The following is a 19,593-nucleotide window of genomic DNA, read 5'->3' as shown; positions in this document are numbered from 1 at the left end:
CCTCTCCTTGTCGTTGGCGCCAGCCTATTCGACCCTTTACCTAATGACAATAGTTTTTTATGGAACGCCTTGCGAACCGGCGAAAACGGCGGAAATCAAGAAGGGAAAGAGGATGCGCTTCGACTATGTCATCTGCGGCGCCGGGGCGGCGGGCTGTGTGCTCGCCTATCGCCTGTCCGAAAATCCCGCGATCAGCGTCGCCCTGATCGAGGCGGGGCCGCGCGACCGCCACCCCTTCATCGCGATGCCCAAGGGACTCGCCAAGGTGATGCAGGACCCGAAGCATCTGTGGGTCCATATGAGCGAGCCCGAAGACGCGACCGCGGGCCAGTCCGAAGCCTGGGTGCGCGGGCGCGTGCTCGGCGGCTCCTCGTCGGTCAACGGCATGATGTACGTCCGCGGCCAGCCCGCCGACTTCGACGCGATCGCCGAGAAGTCGAGCGATGACTGGAACTGGACACATATCGGCTCCGCCTATCGCGCGATCGAGAATCACGAGCTGGGCGCCGACGAGACGCGCGGCGGCGCCGGCCCGCTGCGCGTGTCGATGCCGACGCAGCGCCTGCCGGTCAGCGACGCGCAGGTCGCCGCCGGCGCGGCGATGGGCTGGGCACGCAAGGACGACGTCAACGCCCCCGACGACCAAGTCGCGATCGGCTATGCGCCGCGCACCATCTTCCGGGGCAAGCGCCAAAGCGCCGCCGAAGCCTTCCTGCGTCCGGCGGAGAAGCGCCCCAACCTGACCGTCCTGACCGAACGCACCGTCGACCGGGTGATCTTCGACGGCAAGCGCGCGGTCGGGGTCGAGGTCGTCCATGCCGGCGAGCGCGAGCGGATCGACGCGGCGCACGAGGTGATCGTCTGCGGCGGCGCGATGGCGAGCCCGGCGATCCTCGAACGCTCGGGCGTTGGGGATCAAAGCCGCCTCGCCGCGCTTGGCATTCCGCTCGTCCACCACAGCGCCGAGGTCGGCGAAGGGCTGATCGAGCATCGCGGCATCATCATGCAGTGGAAGCTGACCAAGGCGGCCCTGTCGCAGAATCGCGTCTTCGGGGGCTGGCGGTTGCTGCTCGCGACCTTGCGCTATTATCTGACCGGCGACGGGCCGATGTCGGCGGCCGCCTATGAGATCGGCGGCTGGTTCAAGACGCGCGCCGGGCTCAATCGCCCCGACGCGCAGATGCTGATCGCCCCCTTCAGCTTCGATTTCGACAAGCAGCGCACCGCGCTCGAAAGGCATCCGGGGATCAACGCGGTCGTCTATCCGCTGCGCCCGACCTCGCGCGGCAGCATCCATATCGCGACGCGCGACCCCGACGCCGCCGCGAGCTTCCGTCCCAATTACCGCGCGACCGAAGAGGATCGCGCGGCGATGATCGGCGCGGTGCGCGTGATGCGCGACTATGCGAAGCAGGCGCCGCTCGCCGCGATGATCGCCGGGGAGACGATGCCCGGCCCCGCGTTCGAGAGCGACGCCGAAATCCTCGCCGCCTACGACCGCTTCGGGACCTGCGGTTATCACGCGGTCGGCAGTTGCCGCATGGGCAAGGATGCCGCCTCGGTCGTCGACCCGGCGCTGCGCGTGCGCGGGGTCGACCGGTTGCGCGTGATCGACACCTCGATCATGCCCGCCATCCCCTCGGGCAACACCAACGGTCCGACGATGGCGATGGCGTGGCGCGGGGCGGACATCATCCTGCGCGACGCGCCGGAGCGGTAGGACCCGCACGGGGGAAGCGCCTCCGTTCCGAACCCTCTTGCCACGCGGGCGCGGCGCGTCCACTAATTTAATATCCATAGATAAGTGAGTCCCGCCAGGCGCGGGCGCGCGTCAAGGAGGACATCCGAAATGAGCTACGACCAGATTCGCCTCGACCGCCACGAGGGCATCGCACTGCTGACGCTGCACCGTCCCGAGCGGATGAACGCCTTCACTGCGCAGATGATGACCGAGGTGATCGCCGCGCTCGACGAGTGCGACGCCGACGATGGCGTGCGCGCGGTGATCTTCACCGGATCGGGCGAAAAGGTCTATTGCGCGGGCGCCGACCTCAGCGCCGGCGCCGCGACCTTCGATTATGGAAAACAAGGCGGCGAAGCCGACAGCCCGGTTGCCGACGACGGGACGATCGACTGGTCGCACCCCCTCGTTCGCGACGGCGGCGGGCGGGTATCGATGCGGATCTTCGATGCGAAGAAGCCGGTGCTCGGCGCGATCAACGGCGCCGCGGTCGGCATCGGCGCCACCATGACGCTGTCGATGGACGCCCGCCTCGCCAGCGACACCGCGCGCTACGGCTTCGTCTTCGCCCGCCGCGGCANTCGATGCGGATCTTCGATGCGAAGAAGCCGGTGCTCGGCGCGATCAACGGCGCCGCGGTCGGCATCGGCGCCACCATGACGCTGTCGATGGACGCCCGCCTCGCCAGCGACACCGCGCGCTACGGCTTCGTCTTCGCCCGCCGCGGCATCGTCCCCGAGGCGGCGTCGAGCTGGTTCCTCCCCCGCCTCGTCGGCATCCAGACCGCCGTCGACTGGTGCTTCTCGGGTCGCCTGATCCCCGCGGCCGAAGCGCATGAGAAGGGCCTCGTCCAGTCGGTCCACGCCCCCGGCGCCCTCATCGACGCCGCCATCGCCAAGGCGCGCGAGATGACCGCCGACAGCGCCCCCGTCTCGGTCGCCCTCACCCGCCACATGCTCTGGCGCATGCTCGGCGCCCCCCATCCGATGAGCGCCCACCGCTGGGACAGCCGCGTCATCTTCGCCCGCGGACGCAGCCCCGACGCCGCCGAGGGCGTCACCAGCTTCCTCGAAAAGCGCGCGCCCAACTTCACCGCCAGCGTCGCCAACGACTATCCCGCGTTCGACGAGTTCGAGNGAGCGCCCACCGCTGGGACAGCCGCGTCATCTTCGCCCGCGGACGCAGCCCCGACGCCGCCGAGGGCGTCACCAGCTTCCTCGAAAAGCGCGCGCCCAACTTCACCGCCAGCGTCGCCAACGACTATCCCGCGTTCGACGAGTTCGAGCAGGCGCCGCCCTATAGTTGAGCGGCGCCCCTAGATTTCCAATTCCCGCCGCTGTGCGGGGTTCAGCGACTTCTGCTCGTTGACCTCGATGATCCCCGCGCCCAGCCGCCCGCCGCAGGTGAAGGCGGCTAGCCCATCCTTGCTGTACCATTCATCGTCGCCGGTCAGGATCGAGGTGTCGACGTGGCCCTGCAGATGATAGCCGCGAAAGCCTTCGACCCAGAGCCGCACCTCGCACGAGACGGGCGACAAGCCGTCGTCGGCGACCACCGCGACAAAATCCGCGCGCGTCACCGTGCGGACGACGCCGTCGTCGAAGACCCAGCCGAACTGCTTCGGTCCCTGCGGCGTCATATAGGTGAAGACCGAGATGGCGAGGTCATCGCCGAACACCGCGAACACCCAGCGCCCGGCGCGATGCGGATAGAATTGCCGCGGGCCCCAGCTATGGTCGTGCCACGCACCGCCGCTGAGCGCGACCGTCTCGCCATTGACGATTGCCGTGCCGGTCACGATTCCCATCGACTCATAGTGGCGCTTGCCGACGGTGAGGCCGCCGGTGTCGAGCGTCACTTCGTGCGGTGGGCAGAGCGAGCGATAGTCGAGCATCAGCCGGTCGTCACCGAAGCGCGCCTCGAAGCCGATGTCGCGCAGGCTTTCGGCGACGCGAACGCGGAGCGTCCCCACGTCGAGGTCGCCATAGTCGCCGTCCGGCACCGGCAGGCGATGCTGCTGCGCGCGGCCGACCAGCACGCCGCCGACGACCAGCCAGCTCCAGACATGCGCGTGATCCTGCTTCGGCTTGATGCTGATATGATGATGGCCGCCGCTGCGCGTCGCAGGGTCATACCAGCCGAGGAAAAAACTCTCCTGCCAGCTCTCGGGCGCATCGGCAGGGAGCGCGTGGCGCCGGCTATCCTCGATCGTCACCTGATGCATGATCTCTCCTTCAATCGTCGGCGAGCAGTTCGGCGAGCCGGTCGCGGTAGGCCGCAAAGCCGCTCGCCTGCCCGTCCCATCCTGGCCGCACCCAGCTCAGGGCGTTGGCGAAGCCCTGAAACATTTCCCAGAAGGCCAGTGTCGCGAGGTCGGCGCCCGAGCGGGCGCGAAAGGCGGCGATGACCGGCGCGAGCGCCGCGTCGCGCGCGGCGCGCGGCTGCGTCATCCGAAAGCGGTGATGGATCGCGGCATAATAGCCGAGGTCGGACACGGGATCGCTGATCCGCGCGAGGTCCCAGTCGACGATCGCGACGATGTCGCCACCGCGGAAGATATAGTTGGAGATCGAGCAGTCGCCGTGGGTGAGCGCCATCGGGAAGTCCGCGGGAATCGACGATCGCAGCCGGACGCGGATCGCCTCGAAGATCGCGCGGTCGGACGCGGCGAGACCGGCGATTGGCGCCCCCGCCCGCTCGATCGCCGCCCCGAGCTCGGGGGGCCCGAGCGGCGGGCAGCGCCGGTCGAGCCCCGCCGCACGCCAGTCGGCGCCGTGAATGCGGGCGAGCGCGTCCATGAAGGATTGCAGATGATGTTCGCCCTCCGGCGCGTCGAGGTCGAGCAGACGCCCGAAACAGTCGCCCTCGACGAATTCGGACACCCAGAAATCGCGCCCGATGACACTGCGGTCGGTTTCGAGGAACAGGGGCTTTGGGACCGGCAGGTCCGCCGCCTCCAGCCGGACGAAGCGGTCGAACTGCTCCGCCATGTCGTAGGGAGCATAGGGTCCGGTCACCGGATCGATGCGGAGAAGCAGGCGCTCGATCGCCGCGGAGGGCGCCCGGCGCAGATCGACGGTGGCGACATGATTGACAAGACCGCCCGACAGCGCGGCGATCGCCGCGATCTCGAGCTCCGGTGCGGCGAGCCGGCGGCGAAACCAGTCGGCGAGCGGGCCGCGCGGATCGGGGCCAGACATCAAAGATAGGGGCCCAACAGCGACAGGTCGGCCGCGGCGAGCCGGTCGGACGCGTGCCGAAGCTGATGCCAATAGGGATAGAGGAGCGGCGGCCGGCTGGCGCGTTCGAGCCGGTCCAGCTCCTCAGCGCTCAAGGTCAGCTCGGCGGCCGCGAGATTCTGCGTCAGTTGGCGCTCGTCGCGCGCGCCGACGATGATCGAGGCCACCTGCGGCCGCGCGAGCACCCACGCCAGCGCGACCGCGCTCGCGGCGACCCCGCGCTCCGTCGCGATTCCGGCGAGTTCGTCGATCGTGCGATAGATGCGCGCCTCGCTTTCGGCCGTCCAATGATCGGCACCGGGGATGCTCCCGCGCGCCCCGGCGGGCGCGGGCTCGCCTTGCCGATATTTGCCCGACAGCAGGCCGCCCGACAGCGGGCTCCACGCCAGGATGCCGAGTCCCTGGTCGATGGCGAGCGGGACGAGCTCCTGTTCGATGTCGCGGTTGGCGAGCGAATAATGGACCTGCTGCGCGACCGGCGCCACCGATCGCATCGCCGCCGCGGCGCCGATCATCTTCATCACATGCCAGGCGGAAAAGTTGGAGACGCCGACATAGCGGATTTTTCCGGCCGCGAGCAGGTGATCGAGCGCGCCCAGCGTCTCCTCGACCGGGGTTCGCCCGTCCCAGCCGTGCAGCTGATAGAGGTCGATATGGTCGGTACGCAGCCGGCGCAGGCTGTCCTCGCACGCCTCGATCAGATGATGGCGCGACAGACCGGCGGCGTTGACGCCGGGGGCGCGGGCAAAGCGCGCCTTGGTGGCGACGAGCCAGCGCGCGCGTCGTCCCTGCAGGATCTCGCCGAGCACCTCTTCGGACTGCGCATAGGCATCGGCGGTGTCGAGAAGGTTGATCCCGGCGTCGAGGCAGGCGTCGACCTGGCGCATCGCCGCGCCGCGATCGCTCGACCCCATCTTCGCGAAGCCGCCGTCGCCGCCCAGCGTCATCGTCCCGAAGGACAGCGCCGACACCATCAGGCCCGATCGGCCGAGTTGCCGATACTCCATCGCGAAACACTCCTTCTCGGCCGATTCGAATCCCGCACGGCACCCGAAAATCATGAAACTGGATTATTCTGGCAAGAAATTTATCCAAATGAGCGAATATTGGCGGGAAAGATGAATCCTCCGAGCGCACACCCAAGCAGTTCGATCGTCGCGATCGCGGATGGAAGGAAATTAATCACTTGATTGACTAGTAGCCCCCGACGCGCGACATTGTTACAAGGCCATGACCGGTCCAACGCGGCGCAGACCCGCGAAGCCCCCGAGGAAGAGCGATGCATCTGGCAACCCTGTCGTCGATCAAGCTGCCGAACCACAGCATCAAGCTGATGGCGAACATGCTCGGCGAACGCGGCGGCGATGTGGGGCAGGCGCTGCGGCAGGCGGGGCTGACGGCGACCGACCTCGACGATCCGACCGCGATCATCAGCGGGTTGCAGGAGGTCGAGTTCCAGCGCGCCTTCATGCAGCAGACCCCCGACCGGCCGGACCTGTGGGTCGAACTCGGGTCGCGCTACCGCCTGCTGACCCACGCGCACACCGACTATGGCCTGCTGATGTCGACCGCGCCGACGGTCGACGCCGCGATCAAGGTCGGCTTCGAATATGGCGATCTTTACTATATGCTCGCCGACGCCGAGGGCATTTTCGCCGAGGACGGCCGGCAGATCGGCTTTCGCTCGCTGCCCGTCGAGCTGCCGCGCGACATGCGCCGCTTCGCGGCCCTGCGCGACGTCGGGGTGAATTGCGCAGTCTTTTCCGACCTGTGGGGCGAGCCCTTTCCGTTCGACACCGTCGAACTGCCGGTGCCGGCGAGCGACGAGCCCTTCGTCCGCCGCTTCCTGCCCGACGCCGAGCTCCACTTCGACAGCGAATTCAACCGCTGGCGCTGGTCGGCACGGCTCGACCAGCGCCAGCCGCCGCACAGCGACCCGCTGCTCCACGACTATTACCGAACCGCCTGCGACCGCCTGCTCTCGGCGGCGCACAAGGCCGGCGACCTTGTCGACCGCGTGCTCGAACTGCTGGACGACACCAAGGGGCAGGCGAGCGTCGAATGCGCCGCCCAGTCGCTCGCGATGTCGACGCGAAGCCTGCAGCGCAAGCTCGGCGATCGCGGCTTTTCCTATCGCGAGCTTGCCGCGCTCGCCCGCCATCGCCACGCCTGCCGCCTGCTCCTGTCGACGCGGCACCCGGTCAGCCGCGTCGCGCTCGACGCCGGCTACGACAATATCTCGGCGTTCAACAACGCCTTTCGCCGCCTGTCGGGCGTGACGCCCAGCCAGTATCGCAACGGGATGGCGGTCGCCGCGGTCTGAGCGGCGGCGCGGCGCCTTGGCGCAAAATGTGAAGATATTGGCGCCGCCGCGCATCGCGCGCGGGCCCGGCGGCGACTAGCTAAACACGATCGCATGCCGTCCCGACGAGAGACGGCAGCGACCGACGGCCGGCACGGCCCGGGTTCGAGACCCGGCGCCCCGGCGTGTTTAGGAGAGGGCAGATGCGTTCCACCATCCATCACAATATTTCATGGCGTGCGCTGGCCGCGGCGGCCGCCGTCCAGGCACTGCTTGCGACCAGCCCCGCAGCGGCGCAGGACCAGGGCGAGGCGGCGGCTGAAACAGCCGCCGCCGATGCGGGCAGCGGCGACATCATCGTCACCGCACAGCGCCGATCCGAACGGGCGACCGACGTCCCGATCTCGATCACTGCGCTGAGTTCGGATTCGCTCGCGGCGGCAAGCGTGCTGACGACGGGCGACCTCGGCAAGGTCACGCCGGGGCTGTCGATGGACCGGTCGGGGCCCTTCTCGCAGCCGACGATCCGCGGCATCGGTTCGTCGGTTACCGGCCCCGGCATCAACACCAGCGTCGCGACCTATATCGACGGCTTTTACCAGCCGAGTTCAGTCTCGAACGATTTCAGCCTCGCCGACATCGCCTCGGTCCAGGTCCTCAAGGGCCCGCAGGGCACGCTGTTCGGCCGCAATTCGACCGGCGGCGCGATCCTGGTGACGACGCTCGAACCGAGCTTCGACCCGCTGGTGCGCGCGCGCGTCAGCTATGCGAGCTATGACGATATCGCGGCGACCGGCGTGGTGTCGACCGGGCTGACCGACAATCTCGCGGTGCTCCTGTCGGGCCTTTATCGCTACGATCGCGGCTATTCGCGCGACATCGTGACCGGCGCGCCGCTGCAGGAGGCGCGCGAGTTCGTGTTCCGCGGCAAGCTGTTGTTCAAGCCGTCCGACAACGCCAAATTCACCCTCGCCTACACCCACGGCGACGTCGACGATCCATGGGGCGTTGCGCAGGTTGCGTACCGCGGCGTCTCGGCCGCCGCAGGCATTCCGGGGGTCGTCGTGCCCGACGATCCGAAACAGGTCGCCGCGACCCTGCCGCCCGAATCGCGGGTCAATTACGACGCGATCACGCTGACCGGCGAGGTCGACCTCGGCGGGGTGAACGTCAAAAGCTATACGGGCTACCGCGACGAGCGCGACTATGTGCAGCTCGACAGCGACAAGACCGCCTATCCCTATCAGTATATCGATTTCCGCCCCGTCGACGAAACCTTCACCCAGGAAATCGACGTCTCGTCGAACGGCAGCGGGCCGCTGCAATGGGTCGCGGGCCTCTATTATTATCGCGACAAGGCGGGCTATCTCGACCTCGGCGTGACGCAGGGCGCGCCGCGCTTCAGTTTCCTGAACGCACGGCTGAAGTCCGAAGCCTATGCCGCCTTCGCCGACCTGACCTATGAGATCATGCCCAGCCTCTTCCTGACCGGCGGGCTTCGCTACAATCGTGAAAAGGTTACCGAAACCTACGATTCGATCCTCGACGGCTACACGCCCCACTCGTTCGACAAGACGTTCGAGAATCTCAGCCCGCGCGCGGTGCTGCGGTACGAGCCGACGGCGAACAGCAGCGTCTATCTGTCCTATAATCAGGGCTACAAGGCCGGGACCTTCAACCCCACGGGGCTGAGCCCGACGCCGGTGCGGCCCGAGAAGATCAGCGCGTTCGAGGGCGGATACAAGATGCGATCGGGCGGCACGGTCCTCGAACTCGCTGGCTATTACTACGACTATAAGGACCTGCAGTTCGTGAGCTATGTCGGCGCGACCGCGCAGCTCACCAACGCCGCGAAGGCGCGCATCTATGGCGCCGAAGCCAATCTGGAGCAGAGCATCGGCGACATGCTGACGCTGTCGGTCGGCGCTGCCTGGACCGATGCCAAATACAAGGATTTCGCGGGCGCCAATCATTATGAATATCTGGGCGGCGGCGTGATCGTGAACGGCCCCGACGATGCGTCGGGCAATCCGATGGTGCGCACGCCCAAATTCGCCGGGCGCGCCGCGATCGATTTCCACGCACCGCTCGCCGGCGGCGAATTGCGCGCCAACGCGTCGGTCAAATATCAGAGCCGCATCTATTTCGACCCGTTCCGCGAGACCGAACAGGGCAAATATGCGCTGGTCGACGCGCGCATCGCCTGGACCGACCCGTCCGATCACATGACCGTGGCGCTGTTCGGGACGAACCTGACCGACAAGGCCTATTACGCCGTCGTCACCCAGCAGTCGGAAAGCTGGCCCGCCAACTATGGCCACCCGCGCCGCGTCGGCGTCGAACTGTCCTTCCGCTACTGAAGGAGGCCGCGGCCATGACCCGCTCTTCGGATGGAGAGGTCATCATGGTGACCGGGTCGACGCGCGGCGTCGGCGAGGCCATCGCGCGGCGCTGCGCGGCGGCGGGTGCGCGCGTCGTGATCACCGGCCGCAACACCGAGCGCGGCGAGGCGGTCTGCGCCGGCATCGCGGCGGACGGCGGCGAGGCGATGTTCGTGGCCGTCGACGTGACCGACGAAGCCGCGATCGAACGCGCCTTCGCCGATACGCTGCAGCGCTGGGGCCGGGTCGACGGCTGCGTCGCGAATGCCGCCGACCTCAGCCTCGGGGCGCTCGACGGGCCGGTGACCGAAATCACGCTCGACGGCTGGAACCGGCTGATCACCGCCGACCTGACCTCGGCCTTCCTGACCGCCAAGCACGGCATCCGCGCGATGCTGGCCGGCGGGCGCGGCGGCGCGATGCTGATGATCGGGTCGCTCGCCGGGGTGCGCGGCAATCTCGGCCACGACGCCTATAGCGCCGCCAAGGGCGGGATGGTCGCGCTGACGCGGTCGATCGCCGCTTATTACGCGCGCTACGACATCCGCTGCAACTGCCTGAACCTCGGCTTCGTCGATTCGGGATCCGACCGCGTCGAAAAGGTCATCGCCTATCCCGGCTTTCGCGACCAGTTGCAGGACTTTCACCTCGGCGCCTGGGGTACTGCCGGCGACATCGGAGGCATCGCGGCGCTGCTGCTGTCGGACGAAGCCCGCTACATCAACGGCGCCAGCATACCGGTCGACGGCGGCGCCTATGCCGCCAGCCATATGCCGCGGCCGACCGTCGCGGCGGCCATCCCCGGCTTTCCTCCCCTCCGCCCCGGCCACGACAAGGCCCACAACAAGGATTGACCATGCGCAACGTGACGATCGAAGACTGCCGCCGCCACCAACCCGACGGCGACCCCCGCTGGCAGGAAAGCTTCTATGTCGGCTGGGTCGATCTCGACAATCGCGCGTGCGGCGCCAATCATATCAGCCTCGCGCCCGTCGGCCATCGCGACACCCATGTCTGGAGCTGGACGATGGTCGACGGCGAGGTGATCGGCCGGTCGCAGACGCACGGCATGCCGATGCCCGACAGCGACTATGACGACATGCGGATCGGCGCGCTGCACGTGCGGTCGAGCGACGACCCGCGGCGGCTGGACCTCGGGGTCGATTATGGCAACGGCGTCGACCTCGACCTGATCTTCGACGCGAGCTGCGACCCCGTCGAACTGTCGCTCGACCGCGGCGACGTCGTGCTCGGCGACCGGCATTACGAGCTGATGGGCACGGTGTCGGGCACGCTGCGCACGCCATCGCGGACGATCACCGTCAACGCGTCGGGCTGGTCCGACCATAGCTGGGGAGCACGCGATTTTTCGACCAACATCTCGCACCGCTGGCTGTGGGCGTCCTTCGGCCCCGATTTCGCGATCAGCGTATTCGGCTTCGTCAGCAACGAGGGCTATTTCCCCTTCGGCTGGGTTTGGGACGGCGGGGAGGCCCATCTGGTCACCGCGGCGAGCTTCGACGCGGTGGTCGCCGACGACGGCATCACCCCGCGCGGATGCGACGCGCGGATCGTCACCGCCTCGGGCCGCCGCTACCGGGTCAAGGGCCGCGTCCGCGACGCGGCGCTGATGGGCGGGGTCGGCTGGCACGCGATGAACGGACTGACCGAATATGAATGCGGCGGTCGCATCGGCGAGGGCTTCCTCGAGGTCAACGAGCTCAAGGTCCTGACCGCGGCGATGAAGGCGGAACTGGCGCTCTGATGCCCGACATGAAAGTACCCGCGACGGTCGCGGACATCACCCCGGAGTGGCTCGGAACCGCGCTCGCGCTGCGCTTTCCGGGCGCGCGCGTCACGGCGATGGCGATGGACGGCTTCATCGACGGCACGGCGCAGAAATGCCGCTTCGCGATCGATTACGACCCTGCCGGGCCGGCGGGTCCGCCGTCGCTGTGGGTCAAGGGCGGCTTCGACCCCAAGGGCGCGAGCCAGGGCAACGCCTTTTCGAACGAGGTGCTCTTCTACCGCGATCTCGCGCCGCTGCTCGACATCAGCCTGCCCGACAGCTTTTATGGCGCGATCGACGATGCGACCAACAATGGCGTCGTCGTTCTGGAGGATCTGATCCTGCGCGGCGCGACCTTCGGGCGGGCGACCGAGCCGCTGACGCCCGAGACGGCGGCGCGCGTCCTGTCGCTGCAGGCGCGGCTGCATGCCCGCTTCTGGGGCGGGCGCGATGCGGCGAATTTCCGCTGGCTGGTGCCCGGCGGCGCGATCGCCGGCGCGGGCGTGGTCGACCAATATTTCGGATTCTGGGATACCGCCCGCCCCCTTCCCCGCTTCGGCTTCCTCAATGCCGAGCAGCGCGACAAGCCCCGCATGCAGGCGGCGCTGAACCGGTTGATGGAGCATCTGCGCACCCATCCGCTGTGCGTGCTCCACGGCGATTCGCAGGGCGGCAACCTGTTCTTCAACGACGGCGCGCCCGGCTATCTCGACTGGCAGCATTCGATGCTCGGCCATTGGGCGTTCGACCTGTCGGGCTTTCTGGTGACCTCGCTGACCGTCGCCGACCGCCGCGCGCACGACCGCGCGCTGGTCGCCCATTATCTGTCCGAGCTGGCCGCCGCCGGAGTCGAGGCGCCGCCGTTCGACGAAGCATGGGACGATTATGTCCGCTATGTGATGTGGGCGTTCATGTGGGTGATGTGCCCCGTCGAGGCGCATCCCGAGGCCGTCTGCTCCGCGAACAGCGAACGGGTGTGCGCGGCGATGGCCGACCTCGGGACGCTCGGCAAGCTCGGGGTATAGGTGCGCCGGGCGGACCCCGGCGGCGCACATCAAACGGGTTGCCATTATCTAAATATGATAGATTATACAGCCCCGAACCGGGCTCGCGCCGCCGCGATCCCGCGCGAAGCCCACGAGGAGCCGATCTTGGCACGCCCGCACCAGCCGAGGATCACGCGCGAAATGGCGACGCGCGCCGCGCTCGACATCATCGACCGCGGCGGGCTGGACCATTTCAGCCTGACCTTGGTGTCGAGATCGCTGGGGGTGAAATCGCCCTCTCTCTATCATCATTTCCGGGACAAGTCGGAACTGCTCGCCGAGATTCCGCGCCACATATTGCGGACGATCAACTTCCGGCCCGGCGCGGGCGACAGCTGGGAGGAACGGACGCTGCGCCTGTGCGTCGAGGCGCGGCGCGGGTTGCTGGAACATCCGCACGCGGCGCCGCTCATCCTGCAGTTCTTCCCGCGGCACAGTCTGCTCACCGCCTATGAGCAGGCGGTAAAGGATTATCCCGAAGCGTCGGAAGACCGGCTCGGCATATTGGACGGCATCGAAAAGCTGACCTTCGGGTCGGCGCTGTTCGAAGCCGCCTCGCGCGCCCGCGGCATCCCCTCGATGCCGGCGGTCGACGCCGGGCGCTTTCCCAATCTCGCGCGCGCCATCGCGCGCGAATCGACGGACAGCGAGGCGACCTTCGTCGCCGCGATGCGCATCTTCCTCGCGGGAGTCCGACATGGCTCGGAGGCGCCGGATCGCAGGAAAGCGGCCCGATCCGGCCATTCCGATATTGCTCCCGTGAGATATACATAATAGAAAATATGTAAACATCTTCGCTCGCGACCTCGGGCGCGAGGCAATGGGAGGAGCAGGCATGGCAGGTCGTTTGGAAAACAAGGTCGTTCTTCTGTCGGGTGGAACGCGGGGGATGGGAGAAGCCCAGGTCCGCATGATGGCGGCCGAAGGCGCCCAGGTGATCTTCGGCGGGCGCGACGGCGGCGCGGGGTCGGCGATCGAGGCGGCACTGGGCGGGCGCGCCACCTATGTCCGGCTCGACGTTACAAAATCAGACGATTGGAAAGCAGTGGTGGCGCACGCGATGGACCGCTTCGGCCGCATCGACGGGCTGGTCAACAACGCGGGCTTCGGCGTCACCCGGCCGCTCGCCGAGATCAGCGACGAGGAGTGGGCCGACGTCATCGCGGTCAACCAGACCGGCGTGTTCCTGGGGATGCGCGAAGTCGTAGGGCCGATGCTCGCGTCAGGCGGCGGCTCGATCGTCAACGTCGCATCGCCCGCCGGGGTCAAGGCGCATGGCAATCTGGTGGCCTATTCGGCGGCCAAGGCCGCGGTGATCGGCATGTCGCGCGCCGCGGCGAAGGAGCTGGCCGGGCAGGGCATCCGCGTCAATGTCTTCATCCCCGGCTATTTCGCGACCCGGCTGCTGATGGAATCGTCGAAAGGCCAGGGCCTCGAGCGCGGCGCGCAGGTGACGCCGATGGGGCGGGTCGGGCAGCCCGAGGAAAGCGCCGGCGCCATCGTCTATCTGCTGTCGGACGAGAGCAGCTTCGTCACCGGCACCCAGATCACCGCCGACGGCGGCTACACCGCATGACCGAGGGCCTGTCCGTGACCGCCGAGCACGACGGCGCGGTCGCGGTCATCCGCTATGCCAACCCGCCGTCGGGGCTGATTTCCAATAAGGGCGCCGCCGCGCTCGCGCAGGCGATCGGACGCGAACTCCAGCGCGAGGCGACCCGTTGCCTGATCCTGACCGGCGGCGCGGAGGGCGTCTTCATCCGGCATGCCGACGTCGCGCAGATCCAGCGCGCGGGCGAAGCGGTCGCGAGCGGAGCGGTCACGCCCGAGAGTTTCGCCCATTCGCCCTTCGCGCATATCGGCCATATGCTCGATGCCGCGGAAAAGCCGGTCATCGCCGCGATCAACGGCGTCTGCATGGGGGGCGGGCTCGAGATCGCCCTCGCCTGCACGCTGCGCATCGCCGCGCGCGGGTGCGGGCCGATCGGCCTTCCCGAAATCCGGCTCGGAATCTTCCCCGGCGCCGGCGGCATGGCGCGCATGGCCCGCCTCGTCGGGGCGCACCGGGCGCGGCGCCTCGCGCTCGACGGCACGGTCGTCGGCGCCGAAGAAGCGCTGAGGATCGGAATCGTCGACGAACTGGCCGACGACCCGCTCGCCCGCGCGATCGACATCGCCAACGTCTATGCCGGACGCAATCCCGCCGCGGTTCGCGCGATCATGGAACTCGCCGCGATCGAGGACGACGATGCGGCGATCGAACGCTCGATGATCCGTTTCGGCGAGCTCGTCGGCGGCTCGTGCGAGTTGCGGCACCGGCTCGGGACCTTCGCCGCGGGGGCGCGGCGGCTCGACGAGCTCGAATAGGCGGCCGCGTCAGGGGTTTTTTTCGAACCGGTGCTGCCCCTCGGGCAAGGTCACCCACGGCAGCGCGGTCGAGGTCCAGACGCTGACCGTCGGCGCGAAGGGCGCGGGATCGTCGAGCGTCCCCGCCTTGACGATCAGCATGCCCTTCCCGTCGGTCGGCTCCGAAAAGACCGGCGAGCCGCAGCGGCCGCAGAATTTGCGCAGCACGGCGTTGCCCGAGAATGTGTCCTTGTCCTCATAGACGCTGAGCGCGCCCTCGTGCGTGACCGCCGAGCCCTTGAACAGCAGGTTGACCGAAAAAGCGCTGCCCGACTGGCGGCGGCAGTTCGTGCAATGGCATTGCGCCACGACGATCGGCGCGCCTTCCGCGCGATAGCGCACCGCGCCGCAATTGCACCCGCCTTCGATCATCGATTTCCGTCCTTCTTTCCGTAGCGAAACCGGAAGCCGTCGAGCAGTATCTGCAGCGTTTCGACGAACAGCGCCTCGTCGGCCACCGGCGATCTGGCGATCGCCTCGGCGAGCAGCGGATAGCGATCCGGATCGAACGCGGGCATCGCGGCATGATCGTGCGCCTTCGCCGCTGCGTCGAACAGCGACGTGCCATAGGTCAGCTTTTCGAGCGCATCGAGAATCGCGAGGCGATGCGGCGGCGCGTAAGGACAATCCGAAAGACCGCGTTCATAGGCGCCGAGCATCAACGCGCGCGGGAAGAAGCGCAGCATCAACGGCCCAGCGTGGGCGTGCTGCAGGATGACGCGCCGGGTCGCCACGGCAAGGTCGATCACGCGCTCTTCCCACGAGGAACCGGGCTTCGCCGCCTGCCCCACTTCGATCAGCAGCGTCTTGCTGACCATGTGGAGAAGCTCGTCGCGGTTCTTGAAATGATAATAGAGCGATGGCGCCTGGACGTTCAGCGCGCGCGCGACCGCCTGCACGGTCAACGCTTCGAGCCCTTCGCGGTCGAGCAGGTCGATCGACGCCCGGATCGCCGCCTCGCGCGTGATCAACGGCGTCAGCGGCCGTCCGGGTCCCTTTTTGCGTCTGGCTTGGCTGGCGGGCAACGGCTTCCCTTTCTCTACCGGTAACAGGCCGGTAGATGCCATTTCCATCTGCGATTGAACAGCCAGCACGCCTTTGCGCCGGAACGCGACCTCGAGGCGCGCCTGCGTCCTCATGCGAAGCGCCACTCCCGCAAGGGATCGCCCGCCACGATCGTGCCGGCACGGCCGACCGGATCGGCGCCGGGGTCGACGAGCTGCCGCAGCGTTTCGCCGTCGCTCGCGGGCACATGCGCGAGCGTCCGCTCGCCCGACGGCGTGCGCGCCACGACGACGCCCGCCCGCGGCGACCCGTCGCGCCGATAGAGAACGGTATAGCTTTCGACCGCCGCCGCGCCGACATGCTCGCGCGCGAGCGGCGGAATCGGGCCGCGCTGCGCGTCGGCTTCCGCCTGGAAATCATAGCTGCGGGGAAAGGTCGCGGCGGCGATCGGGCGGCTGCTCACAACGATGCTGTGATTGTGGGTCGCATAGCCGCCATTGGCGAAGAGCAGGCCGGTGCCGCCCGCGCTGCGCAACCGGTCGGCCATGCTGGCGACCGCGTGGCTCATATAATTGCCGATCGGCCCGCCCCCGAAGGTCAGGCCGCCGAACACGGTCGCCGGCCGATCCGCCGGCCAGTCGATCAGCCGCCGCGCGAGCTTGGGGATGCAGGGAAAGCAGCTGTAGAGTTCGACCGCATCGAGATCGGCCGGGCGCACCGCATTGAGTTCGAGCGCCTTGCGGATCGACACCGCCATGCTCGCGCTATGGTCGTAGCGGTCGCGCTGGAGCGGGCTGTTCGGCTCGTGCGCGGCGGCGCCGTTGCCGATGTAGATCCAGCGATCCTCCGCGATCCCGCGCCGCCGCGCTTCGCCGACGCTGGTCACGATGAAGGCGGCACCCTGGTTGACCGAACTGTTGGCGACCATCAGCTTGTTGTAGGGAAAGGCGATCGGCCGATTGCTCTCCGACGGCGTCACCACCTCCGCCGCGCTGACCGCCTTGCGGATCCAGGCATGCGGATTGGCGGCGGCGACCTCGGAGAAGAGCGACCAGATCCGGCCGCTCTCGCGCTGCGCCTCGGCAAAGCTCTGCCCGAGCGACGCGCGGAGCGCATTTTCGTAAAGCGGATAGACGTCGACGGGGGCGACCAGCCCATATTGCTGCGCATAGCTGGGCTCGCGCCGCTGCGCCGCCTCGCGCGTCGCATCGACGCGCCGCCCCGGTTCCTGCGCCGCCGCCCGCGCCGCCGCGGTGCGCAGCGCTTCGGCGCCGCACAGCAGCGCGATGCGGCATTCGCCCGCGCCGACGCGGTTGGCCGCCTCGTTGAGCAGCATCACCGGGCTGTCGCCATTGGGGCCTTCGCTTTGCAGCGTCGTCGCCGGCGCGATGCCGAGCGCGGTCGCGAGCGGCTCCCGCGCGTCGCGGATCTCGCGAAACGAGATTTGCTGAACGATGCCAAGGAAGTCGGCATCGTCGATCAACGTGGCGCCGGCATCCCCCTCGGCCGCGCGCAGCGCCGCGGCCATCAGGTCGATGGGGCCAAGGCCGCTGGCGGGGTCGCCGGGCCGGTCGTTCACCTGGCCGGCGCCGACGATGATGGGGAGGGTGTCGAGGGTCATATTATCGGGCCTTCCATACCGGCTGGCGCTTCTCCGCGAAGGCACGCGGCCCTTCGCGCGAATCCTCCGACGTGAAGACCATCCGCGTCTCGCGCCGGTTCGCCTCCCAATGCTCGTCGTCGCTCGCGATGCGCCCTTCGGCGATCCCCATCGCGATGCGCTTGCTCGCCTGCACCGCCAGCGGCGCATTCGCCGCAATGCGTTCGGCAAAGTCGATCGCCGTGTCCATCAGCGCATCGAGCGGCACGACGCGATTGGCGAACCCCAGTTCGAGCGCACGCTGCGCCGGGATCGGCTCGCCCGTCAGCAATATCTCCATCGCGACCTTGCGCGGAAGCTGCTGGACGATGCGAAAGGCGCCGCCCGCCGCGGCGATGATCCCGCGCTTGACCTCGGGAAGCCCGAACTGGGCGTGATCGGCGGCGACCACGATGTCGCACGCGAGCGCAAGTTCGGTCCCGCCGCCGAGCGCGAAACCGTTGACCGCGGCGATCAGCGGCTTGCCGATCGGATGGCGGACGAAGCCGGCGAACCCCCAGGCGCGCTGGTCCCGGTCCTCGGGCTCCAGCCGCTCACCGCGCGCTACCGCCTTCAGGTCGGCGCCCGCGCAGAAGGCCTGGTCGCCCGCGCCGGTGACGATGACCGCGCGCACCTCGGGATCGGCCTCCGCTTCCTCGAGCGCGGTGCCGAGGCCGACATGAACCGCGGCGTTGACGGCGTTGCGCGCTTCGGGCCGGTTGATCGTCAGGATCAGGATATGACCGCGGCGTTCGACGAGCACGGCGGGCGGAAGGGCGTCGGTCATGGGTGTCTCCAGAGGAAGGGTACGGTCAAAGGCCGAGAATCTTCGCGATGATGTTGCGCTGAATCTCGTTGGTCCCGGCGTAGATCGACGCGGCGCGCTCGCTGACGTAGCGCATCGGCGCCAGCGCAGCTTCGCGCGGGCCGGCGAAGCCGTCCGCCGCGTGCGGAAAGCGCACGGGCCCTCCCGACACGCCGGCCTGCGGTTGATAGGCGGCGGCGTAACGGCCGGCCGCGAGCATGTGCAGTTCGGTGATCCGCTGCTGCAGTTCGGTGCCGCGGATCTTCATCAGCGACGGAACCGCGTGCGGAAAGCGCCCCGCCCCCGCATCGCCCATCGCCCGGAACTCGAAGATCTCGAGCGCCATCACGTCGATGCGGGCCTGCGCGACGGCATCGCTAAACGCCGCATCGTCGATCAACCGGCCGCCGTCGTCGCCCGGCACCTCGCCCGCGAAGCGCTCGATTTCGTCCAGGTCGATCTGCAGCCCCGGCGCATAGGCGACGCCCCCGCGCTCGAACTCGAGCAGATATTTGGCGACCGTCCAGCCATCGCCGATCCGTCCCACGACATTCGCCTTGGGCACGCGCACGCCGTCGAGGAAAATCTCGTTCTGGATATTCTCGCCCGCCGGCGACACGGTGGGAACGACGGTGATCCCCAGGCTGGTCATGTCGATCAGGAGGAAGGTGATGCCCTTTTGCGGGCGGTCCCCGGTCGCGGTGCGGACGAGGAAGAAACCCCAGTTCGCAGCGTGCGCGTGGGTGCTCCACAGCTTCTGGCCGGTGACGACCAGATGGTCGCCCGCATCCTCGGCGCGGCATTGCAGGCTGGCGAGATCGGATCCCGATCCCGGCTCCGAATAGCCCTGGCACCAGAAATGCTCCCCCGAGAGCATGCGCGGCAGGAAATAGGCCTTCTGCTCGTCGCTGCCGTGACCGATGATCGCGGGGCCGCACATCTGCACCCCCATCGGCGACACCGGCGGCGCCCCGGCGGCGATCCGCTCGCGCTGCCAGATGTAGCGCTGGGCAAGGGTCCAGCCGGTCCCGCCATGCTCGACCGGCCAGGCGGGGGCGACCCAGCCTTTCGCGTGCAGGATCCTCTGCCACGCGAGCGCCTTTCCGGGGTCGGCATAGACGCTCGTCATGCGCGACCCGCTCGCGCGCAGCTCATCGGTCAGCGTGTCGGCGAGGAACTGGCGCACCTCTTCGCAGAAGGCCAGTTCGTCGGCCGACCAGGCAATGTCCATCACGCTCTC

18 protein-coding genes and 1 pseudogene are annotated in these 19,593 nt (G+C 68.2%); 11 read left to right on the top strand and 8 right to left on the bottom strand.

From position 1 onward, the window contains the following. Window positions 1-112 precede the first annotated feature (112 nt). From CD928_RS07970 to CD928_RS07960, 3 genes and pseudogenes are all read left to right on the top strand, one after another. Window positions 113-1,720 carry a GMC family oxidoreductase gene (locus CD928_RS07970; protein ID WP_095386579.1) on the top strand — a complete coding sequence of 536 codons (1,608 nt, stop codon included), beginning with the start codon at window positions 113-115 and terminating at the stop codon, window positions 1,718-1,720. Window positions 1,721-1,849: 129 nt separating this feature from the next. Next, window positions 1,850-2,401: an enoyl-CoA hydratase-related protein gene (locus tag CD928_RS07965; protein WP_095386578.1), complete on the top strand. Its 552-nt coding sequence runs from the start codon at window positions 1,850-1,852 to the stop codon at window positions 2,399-2,401. Continuing rightward, window positions 2,323-2,850 (top strand): annotated as a pseudogene (locus CD928_RS07960) (enoyl-CoA hydratase-related protein); the annotation flags it as partial. The gene CD928_RS07965 and the pseudogene CD928_RS07960, both read left to right, overlap by 79 nt. Window positions 2,851-3,056: 206 nt before the next feature. Here CD928_RS07960 and CD928_RS07955 read toward each other — a convergent pair. From CD928_RS07955 to CD928_RS07945, 3 genes are read right to left on the bottom strand one after another with little or no spacing between them, the layout of a single operon-like run. Further along, window positions 3,057-3,965 carry a hypothetical protein gene (locus CD928_RS07955; RefSeq protein WP_095386577.1) on the bottom strand — a complete coding sequence of 303 codons (909 nt, stop codon included), beginning with the start codon at window positions 3,963-3,965 and terminating at the stop codon, window positions 3,057-3,059. A gap of 10 nt (window positions 3,966-3,975) precedes the next feature. Next, window positions 3,976-4,941 (bottom strand): phosphotransferase family protein, encoded by a 966-nt coding sequence (locus CD928_RS07950; protein ID WP_095386576.1) that lies wholly within the window; start codon window positions 4,939-4,941, stop codon window positions 3,976-3,978. Beyond that, window positions 4,941-5,987: an aldo/keto reductase gene (locus CD928_RS07945; RefSeq protein ID WP_095387325.1), complete on the bottom strand. Its 1,047-nt coding sequence runs from the start codon at window positions 5,985-5,987 to the stop codon at window positions 4,941-4,943. Before CD928_RS07945 ends, CD928_RS07950 begins: the two co-directional genes overlap by 1 nt. A gap of 272 nt (window positions 5,988-6,259) precedes the next feature. On the opposite strand from CD928_RS07945, the gene CD928_RS07940 reads away from it, so the two are divergent. The 8 genes from CD928_RS07940 (at window position 6,260) to CD928_RS23595 (ending at window position 14,865) form a co-directional block, all read left to right on the top strand. Further along, the gene (locus CD928_RS07940; RefSeq protein ID WP_095386575.1) at window positions 6,260-7,303 is read left to right on the top strand and encodes an AraC family transcriptional regulator; all 1,044 of its coding nucleotides are present in this window, start codon (window positions 6,260-6,262) and stop codon (window positions 7,301-7,303) included. A 182-nt stretch (window positions 7,304-7,485) separates the two neighbouring features. Beyond that, window positions 7,486-9,642, top strand: coding sequence for a TonB-dependent receptor (locus CD928_RS07935; RefSeq protein WP_095386574.1), 2,157 nt, complete (start codon window positions 7,486-7,488; stop codon window positions 9,640-9,642). Between the two features lie 14 nt (window positions 9,643-9,656). Next, a complete protein-coding gene (locus CD928_RS07930; protein WP_095386573.1) occupies window positions 9,657-10,517 on the top strand; it encodes an SDR family NAD(P)-dependent oxidoreductase in 861 nt (286 codons plus the stop codon). 2 nt (window positions 10,518-10,519) lie between these two features. Then, on the top strand, window positions 10,520-11,428 hold the full coding sequence (locus tag CD928_RS07925; protein ID WP_095386572.1) for a hypothetical protein: 909 nt from the start codon (window positions 10,520-10,522) through the stop codon (window positions 11,426-11,428). Then, window positions 11,428-12,477: a phosphotransferase gene (locus CD928_RS07920; RefSeq protein WP_176473516.1), complete on the top strand. Its 1,050-nt coding sequence runs from the start codon at window positions 11,428-11,430 to the stop codon at window positions 12,475-12,477. Before CD928_RS07925 ends, CD928_RS07920 begins: the two co-directional genes overlap by 1 nt. 126 nt (window positions 12,478-12,603) lie before the next feature. Next, a complete protein-coding gene (locus tag CD928_RS07915) occupies window positions 12,604-13,272 on the top strand; it encodes a TetR/AcrR family transcriptional regulator (RefSeq protein WP_176473515.1) in 669 nt (222 codons plus the stop codon). A gap of 61 nt (window positions 13,273-13,333) precedes the next feature. Then, entirely contained in the window at window positions 13,334-14,074 is a 741-nt protein-coding gene (locus tag CD928_RS07910) for an SDR family NAD(P)-dependent oxidoreductase (protein WP_095386569.1), read from the top strand. Next, window positions 14,071-14,865, top strand: coding sequence for an enoyl-CoA hydratase/isomerase family protein (locus tag CD928_RS23595; RefSeq protein ID WP_095386568.1), 795 nt, complete (start codon window positions 14,071-14,073; stop codon window positions 14,863-14,865). The genes CD928_RS07910 and CD928_RS23595 overlap by 4 nt, the downstream gene beginning before the upstream one ends. A gap of 9 nt (window positions 14,866-14,874) precedes the next feature. On the opposite strand, the gene CD928_RS07900 is transcribed toward CD928_RS23595, so the two are convergent. The 5 genes from CD928_RS07900 to CD928_RS07880 all read right to left on the bottom strand — a co-directional run bounded on the left by CD928_RS07900 (window position 14,875) and on the right by CD928_RS07880 (window position 19,584). Further along, window positions 14,875-15,276: a GFA family protein gene (locus tag CD928_RS07900; RefSeq protein WP_095386567.1), complete on the bottom strand. Its 402-nt coding sequence runs from the start codon at window positions 15,274-15,276 to the stop codon at window positions 14,875-14,877. Further along, complete coding sequence (locus CD928_RS07895) at window positions 15,273-15,929, bottom strand: TetR/AcrR family transcriptional regulator (protein ID WP_176473514.1); 657 nt, start codon at window positions 15,927-15,929, stop codon at window positions 15,273-15,275. The genes CD928_RS07900 and CD928_RS07895 overlap by 4 nt, the downstream gene beginning before the upstream one ends. Window positions 15,930-16,039: 110 nt before the next feature. Continuing rightward, a complete protein-coding gene (locus CD928_RS07890; protein ID WP_095386565.1) occupies window positions 16,040-17,530 on the bottom strand; it encodes an acetyl-CoA acetyltransferase in 1,491 nt (496 codons plus the stop codon). A 1-nt stretch (window position 17,531) separates the two neighbouring features. Next, a complete protein-coding gene (locus CD928_RS07885; protein ID WP_095386564.1) occupies window positions 17,532-18,335 on the bottom strand; it encodes a crotonase/enoyl-CoA hydratase family protein in 804 nt (267 codons plus the stop codon). 25 nt (window positions 18,336-18,360) lie between these two features. After that, window positions 18,361-19,584: an acyl-CoA dehydrogenase family protein gene (locus CD928_RS07880; protein WP_095386563.1), complete on the bottom strand. Its 1,224-nt coding sequence runs from the start codon at window positions 19,582-19,584 to the stop codon at window positions 18,361-18,363. Window positions 19,585-19,593 lie beyond the last annotated feature (9 nt).

The organism is Sphingopyxis sp. GW247-27LB (genome assembly GCF_002277025.1).
In the GTDB taxonomy this organism is placed as follows: Bacteria; Pseudomonadota; Alphaproteobacteria; order Sphingomonadales; family Sphingomonadaceae; genus Sphingopyxis.
This window is presented reverse-complemented; position numbering and strand designations above follow the sequence as displayed.